9 protein-coding genes and 2 rRNA genes are annotated in these 16569 nt (G+C 65.6%); 1 reads left to right on the forward strand and 10 read right to left on the reverse strand.

Going from position 1 to position 16569, the window contains the following annotated elements:
• Positions 1-108: 108 nt before the first annotated feature.
• The 3 genes from ACTMO_RS0114200 to ACTMO_RS0114210 form a co-directional block, all read right to left on the reverse strand.
• Positions 109-3220, reverse strand: a 23S ribosomal RNA gene (locus ACTMO_RS0114200).
• Between the two features lie 153 nt (positions 3221-3373).
• Positions 3374-4937 (reverse strand): 16S ribosomal RNA (locus ACTMO_RS0114205).
• The 16S and 23S rRNA genes sit together here, the layout of an rRNA operon.
• Before the next feature lie 425 nt (positions 4938-5362).
• Positions 5363-5782 (reverse strand): HAD-IA family hydrolase, encoded by a 420-nt coding sequence (locus tag ACTMO_RS0114210; protein WP_019855358.1) that lies wholly within the window; start codon positions 5780-5782, stop codon positions 5363-5365.
• Positions 5783-6018: 236 nt separating this feature from the next.
• Here ACTMO_RS0114210 and ACTMO_RS23745 point away from each other — a divergent pair, with 236 nt between their 5' ends.
• On the forward strand, positions 6019-6312 hold the full coding sequence (locus ACTMO_RS23745) for an Rv3235 family protein (protein WP_281167520.1): 294 nt from the start codon (positions 6019-6021) through the stop codon (positions 6310-6312).
• Positions 6313-6358: 46 nt separating this feature from the next.
• On the opposite strand, the gene secA is transcribed toward ACTMO_RS23745, so the two are convergent.
• The 7 genes from secA to ACTMO_RS0114250 all read right to left on the reverse strand — a co-directional run bounded on the left by secA (position 6359) and on the right by ACTMO_RS0114250 (position 16464).
• A complete protein-coding gene (gene secA / locus ACTMO_RS0114220) occupies positions 6359-9226 on the reverse strand; it encodes a preprotein translocase subunit SecA (protein ID WP_026449241.1) in 2868 nt (955 codons plus the stop codon).
• Between the two features lie 297 nt (positions 9227-9523).
• Complete coding sequence (gene hpf, locus ACTMO_RS0114225) at positions 9524-10249, reverse strand: ribosome hibernation-promoting factor, HPF/YfiA family (RefSeq protein ID WP_019855361.1); 726 nt, start codon at positions 10247-10249, stop codon at positions 9524-9526.
• 463 nt (positions 10250-10712) lie between these two features.
• Positions 10713-11405, reverse strand: a complete 693-nt coding sequence (locus ACTMO_RS0114230; RefSeq protein WP_157062897.1) for a ComF family protein — start codon at positions 11403-11405, stop codon at positions 10713-10715.
• A 93-nt stretch (positions 11406-11498) separates the two neighbouring features.
• Positions 11499-13241, reverse strand: a complete 1743-nt coding sequence (locus ACTMO_RS0114235; protein WP_019855363.1) for an LpqB family beta-propeller domain-containing protein — start codon at positions 13239-13241, stop codon at positions 11499-11501.
• Positions 13238-14926 carry an MtrAB system histidine kinase MtrB gene (gene mtrB, locus ACTMO_RS0114240; protein WP_019855364.1) on the reverse strand — a complete coding sequence of 563 codons (1689 nt, stop codon included), beginning with the start codon at positions 14924-14926 and terminating at the stop codon, positions 13238-13240. The genes ACTMO_RS0114235 and mtrB overlap by 4 nt, the downstream gene beginning before the upstream one ends.
• A gap of 90 nt (positions 14927-15016) precedes the next feature.
• Positions 15017-15694: an MtrAB system response regulator MtrA gene (mtrA, locus tag ACTMO_RS0114245; protein WP_026449242.1), complete on the reverse strand. Its 678-nt coding sequence runs from the start codon at positions 15692-15694 to the stop codon at positions 15017-15019.
• 128 nt (positions 15695-15822) lie between these two features.
• Positions 15823-16464 (reverse strand): dTMP kinase, encoded by a 642-nt coding sequence (locus ACTMO_RS0114250; protein ID WP_033401955.1) that lies wholly within the window; start codon positions 16462-16464, stop codon positions 15823-15825.
• Positions 16465-16569: the final 105 nt, after the last annotated feature.

Here is a 16569-nt window from a genome sequence, read left to right on the forward strand (position 1 = left end):
CCGCCGCCACGGGGGGGCGGGGGCGTGTGTTGTATGGAGTTGTGGTGCCCCTTGTTGGGGGGTGGGTGGTTGAGGCTGTGTAGTGGTGGCGAGCGCGGGGGTGGGGTGTGGGTGTTCGTCGTTCGGCCGGTTAGTACCCGTCCACTGAGCACATTGCTGTGGGTGCATGTCGGGCCTATCGACCCAGTCGTCTGCTGGGGGCCTTATCCCCCCGGTGGGGGGTGGGAGACGTGGTCTTGGGGTGGGCTTCCCGCTTAGATGCTTTCAGCGGTTATCCGTGCCGAACGTAGCGAACCAGCCCTGCCCCTGGCGGGACAACTGGCAGACTAGAGGTTCGTCCGTCCCGGTCCTCTCGTACTGGGGACAGCTCCCCGCACGTCTCCGTGCGCGCGCGGCGGATAGGGACCGAACTGTCTCACGACGTTCTAAACCCAGCTCGCGTGCCGCTTTAATGGGCGAACAGCCCAACCCTTGGGACCGACTTCAGCCCCAGGATGCGACGAGCCGACATCGAGGTGCCAAACCATGCCGTCGATAGGGACTCTTGGGCAAGATCAGCCTGTTATCCCCGGGGTACCTGTTATCCGTTGAGCGACACCGCGTCCGCGTGCCGGTGCCGGATCACTAGTCCCTGCTTTCGCACCTGCTTGACCTGTCGGTCTCACAGTCAAGCTCCCTTGTGCACTTGCACTCGTCACCTGGTTTCCGTCCAGGCTGAGGGAACCGTTGGGCGCCTCCGTTACTGTTTGGGAGGCAACCGCCCCAGTTAAACTACCCACCAGGCACTGTCCCTGGTCCGGGTGACGGACCGAGGTTAGACGCCCACAACGACCAGAGTGGTATTTCACCAGCAACTCCGGCCACACTGGCGTGTGACCTTCCCAGTTTCCCACCTATCCTACACAAGCCGCCGCGGACGCCCATACCAAGCTGTAGTAAAGGTCCCGGGGTCTTTCCGTCCTGCCGCGCGAAACGAGCATCTTAACTCGTCGTGCAATTTCGTCGGGTCCGTGGTCGAGACAGCGCCCAAGTCGTTACGCCATTCGTGCAGGTCGGAACTTACCCGACAAGGAATTTCGCTACCTTAGGATGGTTATAGTTACCACCGCCGTTTACCGGCGCTTCGGTTCGCCGCCACACCCCCTCGTGGGGGGTTCACGGCTCCCCTTAACGTTCCGGCACCGGGCAGGCGTCAGTCCGTATACCGCGTCTTACGACTTCGCACGGACCTGTGTTTTTAGTAAACAGTCGCTTGGGCCCATTCTCTGCGGCCGCTGCCAGCTCACCCCGCAGGGGGGGTCACCAGCGGCGGCTCCCCTTCTCCCGAAGTTACGGGGACATGTTGCCGAATTCCTTAACCACGGTTCGCCCGCTCGCCTCGGTATGCTCTACCAGACCACCTGTGTCGGTTTCGGGTACGGACCGCCCTCACACTCGCTAGAGGCTTTTCTCGGCAGCCGGGGCTTACCCACTTCGCCACACTGGCTCGGCCTCCGGTCTCACCGTCGACGCCGGCCCGGATTTGCCTGGGCCGGCCGGCTACACCGTTACCCCGGGAACCACCATCGCCCGGGTTGGGCTACCCTTCTGCGTCACCCCGTCGCTGACCAACACACCCACCACACACACCACCACCGGTCCAGCCGTGGTCTCGCGAACGAGACCGGGCCCACCGGTTGATGCTGGTGTCGTGGGGGCTGGTATGGGACGTGTCAAGGCGGGTACGGGAATATCAACCCGTTGTCCTGTCGACTACGCCTGTCGGCCTCGCCTTAGGATCCGACTCACCCAGGGCGGATCAGCCTGGCCCTGGAACCCTTGGTCATTCGGCGGGACAGATTCTCACTGTCCTAGCACTACTCATGCCTGCATTCTCACTCCCCCACACTCCACACCCCCTTACGGGGATGCTTCACCGCGGTGAGGGATGCTCCCCTACCCACCACCCCACCAAGGGGCGGTGCCACGGCTTCGGCGGTGTGCTTGCAAGCCCCGCTATATTATCGGCGCAGGATCACTTGACCAGTGAGCTGTTACGCACTCTTTCAAGGATGGCTGCTTCTAAGCCAACCTCCTGGTTGTCTCGGCGATCCCACATCCTTTTCCACTCAGCACACACTTGGGGGCCTTAGCCGGTGATCTGGGCTGTTTCCCTCTCGACCCTGGAGCTTGTCCCCCAGGGACTCACTGCCGCGCACTGCCTGACACCATTCGGAGTTTGGTTGACGTCAGTACCCGCACCGGGCCCTTCGCCATCCAGTCGCTCTACCAGCACCAGGCCTGTCACGACGCTGCACCTAAATGCATTTCGGGGAGAACCAGCTATCTCCGAGTTTGATTGGCCTTTCACCCCTACCCGCAGCTCATCCCCCAGGTTTTCAACCCTGGTGGGTGCGGGCCTCCACACGGTCTTACCCGCGCTTCACCCTGGCCACGGGTAGCTCACTCGGTTTCGGGTCTAGAGCACGCGACTGTCCCGCCCTGTTCGGACTCGCTTTCGCTGCGGCTTCCCCTCACGGGTTAACCTCGCCACGCACCACTAACTCGCAGGCTCATTCTTCAAAAGGCACGCCATCACACCCCCGCACGGGGATGCTCTGACGGCTTGTGGGCGCACGGTTTCAGGAACTCTTTCACTCCCCTCCCGGGGTACTTTTCACCAGTCCCTCACGGTACACATCCACTATCGGTCACCAGACGTATTTAGGCTTACCAGGCGGTCCTGGCCGATTCACACGGGATTTCCCGGGCCCCGCGCTACTCGGGACATGCGTGCACGCCCACCCGACCGTGTTCACCTACGGGGGTCTCACCCACTGCGCCGGTGCCTTCCAACACCTTCGGCTCACCATCGGGCACACGCGCCTGCGCGGCAGCACAGACACCACACACTCCCACAACCCCGGGCACGCACCGTCTGCCGACTCGCCCACGCACCCGGTTTAGCCTGCTCCCCGTTCGCTCACCACTACTGAGGGAATCACTGTTTGTTTTCTCCTCCTGGAGGTACTGAGATGTTTCAGTTCCCCCCGTGCCTCCCGATGCCCTATACCACTGTTCAGGCACCGGTGACCGGGCATCACCCCGGCCGGGTTTCCCCATTCGGACACCCTGGGATCACAGCTCGGTTGACAGCTCCCCCAGGCCTATCGCGGCCTCCCACGTCCTTCTTCAGCGTCTGATGCCCAGGCATCCACCGTACGCCCCTGGACACGAAACCACACACCGACCACCACACGATGATCAGATGCTCGCCACCACTATACAGTTCTCAACCAGCCACCAGAGCCCACCACACGGGTGCGCCCCCAGAGAACCCAACAGTGCCCCACCACGCGTGCGTGTAACGCCCGCCTCAACAGGGTCTCCTTAGAAAGGAGGTGATCCAGCCGCACCTTCCGGTACGGCTACCTTGTTACGACTTCGTCCCAATCGCCAGTCCCACCTTCGACCACGCCCCCCCCGCAACCGGGTTGGACCATGGGCTTAGGGTGTTACCGACTTTCATGACGTGACGGGCGGTGTGTACAAGGCCCGGGAACGTATTCACCGCAGCACTGCTGATCTGCGATTACTAGCGACTCCGACTTCACAGGGTCGAGTTGCAGACCCCGATCCGAACTGAGACCGGCTTTCCGGGATTCGCTCCACCTCACGGTCTCGCCACCCTCTGTACCGGCCATTGTAGCATGTGTGAAGCCCTGGACATCAGGGGCATGATGACTTGACGTCGTCCCCGCCTTCCTCCGAGTTGACCCCGGCAGTCTCCCGCGAGTCCCCGGCCGCACCGCTGGCAACACGGGACAAGGGTTGCGCTCGTTACGGGACTTAACCCAACATCTCACGACACGAGCTGACGACAGCCATGCACCACCTGTACACCAGCCCCGAAAGGAAACCCCATCTCTGGAGCGATCCGGTGTATGTCAAACCCAGGTAAGGTTCTTCGCGTTGCATCGAATTAATCCACATGCTCCGCCGCTTGTGCGGGCCCCCGTCAATTCCTTTGAGTTTTAGCCTTGCGGCCGTACTCCCCAGGCGGGGCGCTTAATGCGTTAGCTACGGCACGGACACCATCACCCGGTCCCCACACCTAGCGCCCAACGTTTACAGCATGGACTACCAGGGTATCTAATCCTGTTCGCTCCCCATGCTTTCGCTCCTCAGCGTCAGGAACGGCCCAGCAAGCTGCCTTCGCCATCGGTGTTCCTCCTGATATCTGCGCATTTCACCGCTACACCAGGAATTCCGCTTGCCCCTACCGCCCTCGAGTCTGCCCGTATCGGCCGCACGTGCCCGGTTAAGCCGCACATTTCCACGACCGACGCGACAAACCGCCTACGAGCCCTTTACGCCCAGTAAATCCGGACAACGCTCGCGCCCTACGTATTACCGCGGCTGCTGGCACGTAGTTAGCCGGCGCTTCTTTAGCCCCTACCGTCACATTCGTCAGGGCCGAAAGGGGTTTACAACCCGAAGGCCGTCCTCCCCCACACGGCGTCGCTGCGTCAGGCTTCCGCCCATTGCGCAAAATTCCCCACTGCTGCCTCCCGTAGGAGTCTGGGCCGTGTCTCAGTCCCAGTGTGGCCGATCACCCTCTCAGGCCGGCTACCCGTCATCGCCTTGGTACGCCCTCACCGCACCAACAAGCTGATGGGCCGCGAGCCCCTCCCAGGCCGGAACCCCCCCTCACAGGAGAGAACCTTTCCCACACCCCCCATGCGGGGCATGCGAGCCATCCGGTATTAGCCCCAGTTTCCCAGGGTTATCCCCACGCCCAGGGCAGGTTACTCACGTGTTACTCACCCGTCCGCCACTCCCACACCCCACCCACCCCCCAAAAAGAGGGGAAGGCACCCGGGGTGCGAGCGTTCGACTTGCATGTGTGAAGCGCGCCGTCAGCGTTCGTCCTGAGCCAGGATCAAACTCTCCAACAAACAACCAGAGAAAAAACCCCAGCAAAAACACTCACAACAACCACAAGACCCACAACACAGGCCCCACACGCACACACAACACGAGGCACTGTTGAATTCTCAAAGAACACACCCACCACCGTGGGCTTCCCGATCCGATGCTACCGGACCGGCTACAGTATTCACACTCAAACAACGCTCGACACGAAACGAAACCGCCCGTGCCGCTTTTCTACTCTACACCACCCGCCGCCCGATTCTTCAAGGGGGGTGGGCACTCCCCAGAAACCGACACGGACTCCTCGAACCACCCGTCATCCGAGCGACTCTACAGAGCCCGTCCCGACCTCTGTTGGGTACAACTCTACACACCCGTCGAACAACCCCCGAACGGGGGGTCACCATCGTCGAACCGAGAACCGAAACAGCAGTTCGGAAGGTGCCCCTCACGCGAGTTCCACGCACTCGAAGAGCACCGCCAACTCATCCAAGGTGGATGCCACGTCCCGGTGCAGCACCCCGACCATCCCCGTCCGCACCGCTGCCTCGACGTTTCGTGCCACGTCGTCGACGAAGACACAGTTCCGCGGCGAGACCCCCAAGGACTCGGCCGTGAGGTGGTAGATCGCCGGGTCGGGCTTACTCGTCCCCACTTCCGCGGACAACACCATCACGTCCAGCACCCCGGCGCCCGCCACTTCGGGCGGCACCGAGTTCCCGTTCGACAACAGAGCCGTGGCGACTCCCCGCTCTCGCAGCTCCCCCAGCCGCACGAGCAGCGGAGCTCGCGTGCCGGGCCGCTCCGTGCCGGGATCATCCAGCACTCCCCCGTAGTCCATGACGAGGGCCGAAAGGCCCGTCCACATACGGCTCTCCTCCCGAAGGAACTCACACCTTCCGGTGAAGACTCCCCCACAACCGAATTCCCGGTACGGGGAGAGCCCTCCTGTCCAACAGAGGCAGTCGACCAAGGAGCGTCATCATACACGGCACACGTCCCCACAGGGCCCCCGCACCCTCACCCGCGTCCCCGGAAACCCGTGGAACTCCCGTCAAACCGCCCCACGAAAGCAGAACCCCACCGCACTACTCCGCCTCGGCCCTGGCGGACCGCGCCGGACACGGCATCGTCGAGGTACTCACCGGACGACGCCCGCTCCACCAGGTCCGACAGTGGCTCAGCAGACCGGTCGCCAGTCTGCTGGCCACCCTCGTCCGCTCCGGGAACCTCCTGCACGAACGAACCAGACTGAGCTCGGTGCACGCCTGCCTGACCACGTCCACCACCGTGGAAGCCTGCGTGATCGTCGACGAGGGAGCACGCCACCGGGCGATGACCCTCCGGCTCCAGCGGGACAGGTTGCACTGGTGCTGCACGCTGTTCGCCCTGGTCTAGGGCTGAGCCGTGCGCCCTCCGCGACGCACGGCTCCCGACCGCACGCTCAGCGACGCTTGTTCCGCTTGGCCTCCGCGCGGGCAGCGGCACGGCGCTCCCGCCGGGTTCCCTGCTGTTCCGGATCGGAGTTGTCCGCGGCGGCACCACTCCTGCGTACCTCACCGCTCTCGGACGGTCCGGAATAACTCAGGTTCCGCTGGTCGGGTCCGCTCCCGTCTCCGCGAAGCCCGGCCGGGACCCGGTCCTGATCGCTCTGTTCACCCGCCGAGAGCTGACTCAGCGCGGGGCCCGCCGCGCTGCGCGACTTCCGCGCGCGTTTCGAACTCGGTTGCGCCGCTCCGGAGTCCGCCCCGTCGTGCTGGCCATCGGCGGACTGGGTGACCGAAACCGGGACGGCCGGTTCCTGGGACTCCTGGGACTCGGCCGCCTCCACCTGGACATGGAACAGGAAGCTGACGGACTCCTCCTTGAGGGCTTCCAACATCGCGTTGAACATGTCGAAACCCTCGCGCCGGTACTCGAGCAACGGGTCCCGCTGGGCCATGGCCCGCAGCCCTATGCCCTCCTTGAGGTAATCCATCTCGTAGAGGTGTTCACGCCACTTCCGGTCCAGCACACTCAGCACGACGCGGCGTTCGAGCTCCCGCATCGCACCCTCGCCGACCTGGCTCTCGATCTCGGCCTCGCGTCGGTCGTAGGCCGCCTTGGCGTCCTCCACCACCGCTTCGCGCAGCCGTTCCCTGCTGAGGTCGCCGTCCTCCTCTGCCAGGTCCTCCCAGTGAACAGACACCGGGTACAGCGTTTTCAGCGCCGACCACAGCTGGTCGAGGTCCCAGTCCTCCGCGTAGCCCTCCGAGGTCGCCCCGTTCACATAGGCACCGACGACGTCCTCGATCATGTGCTCAACCTGCTCACGCAGGTCCTCCCCTTCGAGAACCCTTCTGCGTTCGGTGTAGATCACCGAGCGCTGCTGGTTGAGTACCTCGTCGTATTTGAGGACGTTCTTGCGGATCTCCATGTTCTGTTGTTCGACCTGGGTCTGCGCGCTGCGTATGGCCTTGGTGACCATCTTGTGCTCGATCGGCACCTCGTCGGGCACCTTGAGACGGGTCATCACGCTCTCGACCATGTTCGCGTTGAACCGGCGCATCAGCTCGTCGCCGAGGGAGAGATAGAACCGGGACTCACCGGGATCACCCTGACGTCCCGAACGCCCACGCAGCTGGTTGTCGATGCGTCGGGACTCGTGCCGCTCCGTGCCGAGCACGTACAGGCCGCCCGCGGCACGAACCTCCTCGGCCTCGGCCTCGGCCTGCTCCTTGATCTTGCTCACCACCGCGGGCCACTCGGCCTCGTACTCCTCGCGGTTCTCCACCGGGTCCAGTCCGCGCTTGCGCAGCTCGGCGTCGGCGAGGTGATCGACGTTGCCGCCGAGCACGATGTCGGTACCGCGACCCGCCATGTTCGTCGCCACCGTCACGGCGCCCTTGCGTCCCGCCTCGGCGACGATGCCCGCCTCGGACTCGTGGTGCTTGGCGTTCAGCACACTGTGTGGCACACCACGCTTGGTGAGCAGTTTCGCCAGGTACTCGGAGCGGTCGACGCTCGTGGTTCCCACCAGGACCGGTTGTCCCTTCCGGTGCCGCTCCTCGATGTCCTCGGCGACGGCGGCGAACTTCGCCTCCTCCGTCTTGTAGATCAGGTCCGGCTGGTCCTTGCGGATCATCGGCTCGTTCGTGGGGATGCTCACCACACCGAGCTTGTAGGTGCTCTGGAACTCGGCCGCCTCCGTCTGGGCGGTACCGGTCATGCCCGCGAGCTTGTCGTAGAGCCGGAAGTAGTTCTGCAGGGTGATCGTGGCCAGCGTCTGGTTCTCGGCCTGGATCTCGACGCCTTCCTTGGCCTCGATCGCCTGGTGCATCCCCTCGTTGTAACGGCGTCCGTGAAGCACCCGGCCGGTGAACTCGTCGACGATGGCCACCTCACCGTTGCGGACGATGTAGTCCTTGTCGCGGTGGTACAGCTCCTTGGCCTTCAACGCGTTGTTGAGGTAGCCGACGAGCGGGGTGTTCGCGGCGTCGTAGAGATTGTCGATCCCCAGTTGGTCCTCGATGACCTCGACGCCCTCCTCGGTGATACCGACGGTCCTCTTGCGCTCGTCCACCTCGTAGTGCTCGTCACGTTTGAGCATCGGGGCGAGCCGGGCGAACTCCTGGTACCACCGCGAGGACTGGTCGGCCGGCCCGGAAATGATCAACGGCGTCCGTGCCTCGTCGATGAGGATCGAGTCCACCTCGTCGACGATCGCGAAGTTGTGGTCACGCTGGACGCACTCCGCCAGGCTCCAGGCCATGTTGTCACGCAGGTAGTCGAAGCCGAACTCGTTGTTGGTGCCGTAGATGACGTCCGCCGCGTAGGCCTCCCTGCGCTGTTCGGGAGCCATGTCGGCCGTGATCGCGGCGACCTCCATCCCGAGAAAGCGGTAGATCCGCCCCATCCACTCGGAGTCACGCCTGGCCAGGTAGTCGTTGACCGTGATGACGTGCACGCTGTTGCCCGTGATCGCGTTGAGGTAGCCGGGCAGTACACAGGTGAGGGTCTTGCCCTCACCGGTCTTCATCTCGGCGATCTGGCCGAAGTGCAGGGCGGCTCCGCCCATGAGTTGGACGTCGAAGTGCCGGTTGCCCAGCGTTCGGCGTGCACCCTCCCGCGCGACGGCGAACGCCTCGGGCAACAGCTTGTCCAGCTGCTCACCGTCGGCGTAACGGCTCTTGAACTCGTCGGTCTTGGCCCGCAGCTCGCTGTCGGACAGCGCGACCGTGTCGTCTTCGAGCTCGTTGATGTGCGCCGCGATGGAACGCAGGCGCTTGAGCATCTTGCCTTCGCCAGCGCGGAGCAGTCGGGACAGGACCATCCGGTCGACCTCACTTGCTGATCGTGACGCGCCCGTCACGGACGCTTTACGGCCATGGTATTAGAAGCCCACCCACGCACCGTTCGAACAGGCTCCTCGCACCAAGCAGCCCGCTCGAACGCCGGGAGCGGCCACGGACTACGAACGTTTCGGACACGTACGCGTGTTCCCGCCGCACCCGATCGTGCGGTGGCCGGGCCCGGACCGTCCAGGAGCGTACACCCATGAACGGGACCGTCCCCGCGTACCACGGTACGCGGAGGACGGCCCCCGTCGTTATGCTCCGTATGAATCAATTCACTTGTCGGAGGCCAGTCTGATCACTCCGTAGTCGAACCCCTTGCGGCGGTACACCACGCTGGGTTTGGCGGACTCGGCGTCGAAGAAGAGATAGAAGTCGTGACCGACCAACTCCATCTCGTACAGCGCTTGGTCAACCGTCATGGGTGTGGCCGGGTGCTCCTTCTCGCGAACGATGCGGCCCGGCTCGTAGCCGTTGTCTCCGTGACGCTGCCCGGGAAGATCCATGTGCGAGGAGGTTTCGGAGGTCGAGGGAACGGAGCGCTCTTCGGCGTCGGTACGCGCCTGCTCGGCGGGAGGCTCCAGCAGTGTGGTGCGGGTGCCGTGCTGTGGCGTTCCTCCGGCCCCGGCGACGGCGACGGGGCGGTCGGCCAGCGCCGCGGTCGCCTCTGCCACGGAACGGGGACTGCGCCGACCGTGGTGGACTTTCCGCTGGTCGTGCTTCTTACGCAGCCGGCTCTCCAACTTCGTCGTCGCGGCGTCCAGGGCGGCATAGAAGTCGGGGGCACTGGCTTCGGCACGGACAGCCGGTCCACGTCCCTTCAGGGTTATTTCGACCCGCTGACAGTTCTTCGCCTGGCGCGGGTTACGCTCGTGGTGCAGTTCCACGTCGGCTCGCATGGCTTTTCTGTCGTAGCGGTCGAGACGGTTGAGCTTTTCACCGACGTGCCTCTGGTAGTGGGTGGGCACCTCGACGTTGCGGCCCTTGACGACGATGTCCATTCGCGACCTCCATTGCTCAGCGTTCTTCCGTGAACCCTGGTCACGGCGACGCCGGAGGGAGCAACCTCAGCTCACGTCCGACGCCGGGGAGTCACTGCCTCACCTCTTCCTCAGGTCGGATACGGCTGATTGGCACGCACACTAGCTCGCTTCCTCCGTTCGCAACACCCCCGACCAGAGGGACGTCAACCGACCACTCTGTGTAATCGATACCGCCGAGTGGACGAGCGCGAACTCCCTCGCCCAGCCCATCGGAAGAGCGGCCGTCCCCGCCACCCCGACAGCACCCCAGGTACCTCCGTTCGGGTGACAGCACAGTCACTCCCACCACCCCTTCGGGTACGAAGCCTCGGCGGGCTCGGCTACTCGCGTATACCCGGACAACGCTCGGAGCAAACCCGTGGTTCCCGCGTGTCCGGAAAAGTTTCCGATCTCCGGCTGCCCCGGGCGTGGTCCACTCCGGTCACCCCCGGGCCGCCGCCAGTACCACCACGGCCACCACCCTGGTTCCGTCCGCGCCCAGGGCGTCCACGCAACAGGACACCGTGGCACCGGTGGTCACCACGTCGTCGAGCACCACGACCGGCTCCCCTCGGCGGGGCGCTCGAGGAGCACGCACCCGGAGCCCACGCCTGATGTTGTCGAGCCGCCGTGTCGCGTCCAACCCCACAGAGTCCCTGCTCACGCGACTCAGCCGCAGGCGGTCGTCCACCACGGCGTCCTCCCCCAGACAACGCGCCGCCCGGTGTGCCAACCGCACCAGGTGCGCCCCACCCCTCGCCCGAACGGCGGCCGGTCTCGACGGGACCGGAACCATCCGGAAGGGTCCCTCGTCCGGGAACTCCACGCACTCCCCACGCACCGTCCCGACAGCACGTGCCAGTCGGTCTCCCAAGGGCCGCACCAGATCACGTCTGCCGTACTCCTTGTAGGCGAGTACCGCCCTCCGCGCGCCTCCCCGGTAACGCCCGAGCGCGTAGACGGGAGGAGACTCGGCGAGCAGGCCGGGGCGGACCCGCCGCAACCTCCCGAACTCACCGTCGCAGTCGGCGCACAACACGGCCCCGTGACGGGCGCAGCCGGCGCAACGGAGCGGAACGGCCAGTTCCACGAGGGCCCGCGCGGGTTTGCCCGGACCGAAACGATCTCGCACCATACCCGGCAGCATCCCGGTGAGAGGAGACGTCCATGACGTGATCCGGGAAAACCACGGGCGTGTCGGACGCCACGGAGGGCGATCCCCGGTGACTCAGCCGGGGTAGAACGGTATCGACTTCGGACCGACGGGGATGTCCTGCAGCACCTCCCAGACCTCCTCCTGGTCCCTGGCCTGCCAGAGATAGGCGTGGTCGGCGACGATGACCTTCTGCCCGGGGCCCACGGTCAATCTTCGCAGCGGAGGGGTCAGGTTCGAGGAGTTGTACGGTTTCCAGGTGAAACCGTCCACCGAAACCCGGACCACGGGCAGGGAGTCGGTGTCGGTGATGGCGACGAGGTCCTTACCGCTCAGCCAGTCCACCCGTTTGATCCGGGAGTCGCTGTAGCGACCGACCAACGGAGTCGGTTCCTGCAGCATCGCCTCCGAACCGGTACCCGCTATTCCGGCGACCACGATCCGGCCGTCCACCACCCCGGCCAACCGGGTTCCGTCCCGGGAGACACGCAGGTCCTGGATCTCCTTGTCCCCGGCGAACTCCGCGGAGTCGACCTCGCTGACCGACCAGGAGCCGTTCTTGTCCCGGCTGGCCCGGACGATCCGTTCACCGTCCACGACCGTCCACACCTCGGAGTCGTTCCGCCAGGTCGGCCGGGACATGAAACTGCCCCGAACGGGGAGGGCACGGAGTTTCCCTCCGTAACCGCCCACACGCAGCTCCACTCGTCGCCCACCGGAACGAAGAACCACTGCCGCCAGCCGTTCCCCCTGGTCCGAACGAGCCGCCTTGGTGATCTTGAACTTCCCCGATCCCGCGTCCCCGGGAACGGGAGAGGCCTGTTCGTCGAACACCACGAGACGCTCGTCGACCACGGCCAACGGAGCCACGTCCGAGGAAACCTTGTTCCCCTGTTCGTAGGAAGCCACATCGGCCGGCCGCAACCTGGAGTCGTTCGTGGAGGAGATCAGCTGGGTCCCCTCCTCCTGCAGCAGCACCCGCGCGGTGCGGACGCCCCGCAGTGTGAGCACCACCTGGGCGGCGATCAGACGCTTCTGCTCGCTGCTGAGCTCCCCGAGATCACTCAGATTCACCAGCAGCGCACCCTCGTCGTCCTCGCTGACGTTGCTGACGGTGGTCGTACCCTCCGGAATGGCCGTGTTCATCGCCGCGTCGAAACCGGCCGAGGGCCCCTCCAGCAACAGGTCGATCACCCGGGAGGGAAGGGTGCTGCGCGGCTGCTGACGCACCCAACGAACATCCGGAACCACGGTCTCCTGCTGTTCGTCCGTGAAGTACACGGACACGGACCGATAGTTGGAGGCGAAGGCACTGCGACCGGCCAACAACAGGTTCTCCGGGGGATTGGTGATCCGCCACTGCCCCTCGGAGTTCCTTTTCACCCGGAACCGTATCTCCCTGCTCTGCTCGCGCGGGACGAAGGAGTGGTCCGACCGCAGCGTGCCGACGACGTTCATGCTCACCCTGACCAGCTGGACCGAATTGGGCAGGTTCTCGTCCCGCAGCGGGATCGTGTCCACGCTGTCGACGATCGTCAGTTCCGGAGGAACCCGCCAGGACCGCGCGGCCCGCTCGGTCAGGTGCATGCGCGCGGCGGCGTAGTCGTCGGCGGGACGGGCCCCGGCGGCGACGAAGTCACGCACCAGGTCGGGAGCGTCTATGCCCTCCGGGGGAGGCTCGACGGTGGTGCTGGTGGGCTTGCCCTCCTCGACCTGCCTGATCACCTCGGGAGAGGTCTCCTCGGGGATCGAGGCACATCCCGCGATCGGCACGCACAGCACGAGCAGCAGTGTGACCAGTCGAACGCCTCGCCTCATCGTTCTTCCTCCCCACCGTCACCGTCCGGACGTTGCCCGGTGGCCTCGTCCTGCTCCCGGCCCTCCTCGTCGGCCTCGGCGGGAACCGCGAGCAGCGCTTCGGGAGCCGCTATGCTGCGCGCGCTCGGAAGCGGCAGCGGGCTCTCGGAGATCTCCTGGTCGACCGAGTACTTCGGCAACGTCAACCGGAAGCAGGAACCCTGCCCGGGTTCGCCCCAGGCGTCCAACCACCCACCGTGCAGGCGGGCGTCCTCGGAGGCGATGGACAACCCCAGCCCGGTTCCTCCCGTCTGGCGGTCCCGTGAGGGGTCCGCGCGCCAGAACCGGGTGAACACCAGTTCTGCCTCACCGGGGCGCAGTCCCACCCCGTAGTCCCGGACGGTGATCGCCACCTCGTTCGTTCCCTCGCCGAAGGCGATGTCGACCGGCCCTCCCTCGGCGTGGTCGATGGCGTTGGCCACCAGATTGCGCACGATGCGTTCCACGCGCCGCGCGTCGGCGAAAACGGTGACCTCCTCCTCGGGGACCTGGAGACGCAGTTCCACCCCGCTGGTGTCCGCTATCGGTCGGAGGGAGTCCACGGCGCGGCGGATCAGCTCGGGGATGTCCAGGGACTCGGTGGAGAGCTCGGCCACCCCCGCGTCCAGCCGCGATATCTCCAGCAGGTCCCCGAGCAACGCCTCGAAGCGGTCGAGTTCGTCGACCAGCAGTTCGGCGGAGCGTTCCAAACCGGCCGGGAACTCGTCCCGGGAGGCGTGCAGCACGTCGGCGGCCATCCGCACGGTGGTCAACGGGGTCCGCAGTTCGTGCGAGACGTCGGAGGTGAACCGCCGCTGCAACTGGCCGAACTCCTCGAGCTGCTGGATCTGTTGCGCCAGGCTGTCGGCCATCTCGTTGAACGAGTCCGCCAACCGGGCGACATCGTCCTCACCGATCACCCGCATCCGCTCGTCCAGATCACCACTGGCGAGCCGTTCCGCCGTGCGGGCCGCCTGCCGCACGGGGCGCACCACCTGACGTGTCACCAGGTTCGTGATGGCCCCGAGCAGCACGAGCAGCACCAGCCCTCCGACCAGCAGGGTGCGCTGCACCACGGCCATGGTGCTCTGCTCGGCCGTCAGCGGGAACAGGAAGTACGCCTGCAACGGGCGGGTGGGGGCTCCGGCCGGACTCCCGATCGCCAGCATGGTGACCCTGTCCCGCCCCCGCGGGACCGTGACGATCTGGGCGGCGAACTGGTCCTTCTTGACGTACTGGCGCAGAGCCCGGGGCACGTCGTGCACCGGTCCCGCGGACGGGGGTTCCTCACCGTCCTCGGTGACCGCGTAGCCGTCCACGAGAACGGGGTCGTAGGCCCCGGCGACCGAGTCGGTGTCGGCCTGCACCGAAGGAGCGGTGGTCAGTCGGTTGAGCGCTCCCTCCAGCTGCTCGTCCACTTCCTCGGAGTTCGGATCCACGGCAGACAGCTGGCGTTCCAGCACGGGAAGGTTCTGCTCCACCTGGCGGATGGCCGCTTCCTTCTTGGTCTGCAGCATCTGGTTCGTTATCTGCGTCTGCAGCACCATCCCCAGGACGAACACCACGGCGGAGGAAAGCGCGAGCGTGCTGACCACCACGCGCAGCTGCATCGACCGGCGCCAGACCGACTCGAACCGATGCCAGTGCCGACGTACCTCCTCACGCATCCACAACAGCGAACGCGGCCAACCGCGCCGGATTCTCCTGTCACTCACGGTGTCCGTCCCGCCGTACGAACGTGCTGGCCGAAGCGCGGATCACGGAGGGCCGGCCTTGTAACCGACCCCGCGCACCGTGAGCACGACCTCCGGATGCTCCGGATCCTTCTCGATCTTCGAACGGAGTCGCTGCACGTGCACGTTGACCAGCCTGGTGTCCGCAGCGTGACGATACCCCCACACCTGTTCCAACAGCACTTCGCGCGTGAACACCTGACGCGGTTTCCGGGCCAGCGCGACCAGCAGGTCGAACTCCAGCGGGGTCAGCGAGATCGGTACCCCGTCCCTGGTGACCTCGTGCCCGGGAACGTCGATCGTGAGGTCACCGATGGACAGCACCTCGGCGGGTTCGGCCTCGGTCCGCCGCAACCTCACCCGCAGCCGCGCCACCAGCTCCTTGGGTTTGAACGGCTTGACGATGTAGTCGTCGGCACCGGACTCCAGACCGAGGACCACATCCACGGTGTCACTCTTCGCGGTGAGCATGACGACGGGAACCATCGACTCGGCACGGATCGCCTTGCACACGTCGATGCCGTTCATCCCCGGCAGCATCAGGTCCAGCAGCACCAGGTCGGGTTTGAGTTCACGCAGCGCGGGCATCGCCTTGGTGCCGTCGTTGACGACGGCGGTGTCGAACCCCTCACCACGGAGCACGATCGTCAGCATCTCCGCCAGGGCCGGGTCGTCGTCCACCACGAGCACGCGTGACTTCATGCCCCACATGGTTGCACTTCGCACCACGGGGGCACACACCGCCCGGTAATCATCACTGCAGGTCGCCGAACCATTGCCCAGAGCGTAGGAGCGGATACGGCCGAACGGAGCACCTCCTGTCGGGGGAACTAGGCGAGAACCCGGTCGGCCAGCCCCGCCGGGTCCGCGGCGTCCGCGTTGTCCACCACGTGCCAGGGGGACCACCACGAGGACTCGGCGAGCCCGAGATAGACCTCGCCACAACGCTCCTGCAACGAGGAGTCCACTTCGAAGCGGTCTCCACCGCCACGTCCGGCCGCCCGTTCCCGTCGCTCGGCCCGCCGTGCCGCGACCTCGGTGGGAACGTTCAGCAGAACCTGCAGGTCGGGTGTGGGCATGGCGAACCGCTCCGTCTCCAGCCGTCCCACCCAGTCGACGAACTCCCCCGCGGCGTCCTGCCCCAGCCGGGCCGCCCCGTAAGCGGCGTTGGAGGCCACGTAGCGGTCCAACAGCAGCACGTCGTGCTCGGCGACCCGCTCCCGCAGCCAGGTGCGGGAGTACCACCTGTCCAGCGCGTAGAGCACCGCCATCCCGTAGACGGACTCGGCGAGGTCCCCGTGGTCTCCGCGCAGGGCCTCGGAGATCAGGTCCGCGTGCACGTCCGTTCCGTAGCGGGGGAAGGCAGCCCCGCCCACCGAGCACCCCCTGCGTTCCAGCTCGGTCGACAGCGCGGCGGTCAGGGTCTGCTTGCCCGCACCGTCCAGTCCTTCGATCACGATCAGCCGCCCCACGGCGGGCAACCCTACTCACCGGGGAAACGTCGCCGACGAGGACACCCGGTGTGGGCGAGGGAACCCGAGCAACGATTCACACTGTTGGGCAGTTCCGGGGAATCG

The sequence above is a fragment of the Actinopolyspora mortivallis DSM 44261 genome, assembly GCF_000384035.1.
In the GTDB taxonomy this organism is placed as follows: Bacteria; Actinomycetota; Actinomycetes; order Mycobacteriales; family Pseudonocardiaceae; genus Actinopolyspora; species Actinopolyspora mortivallis.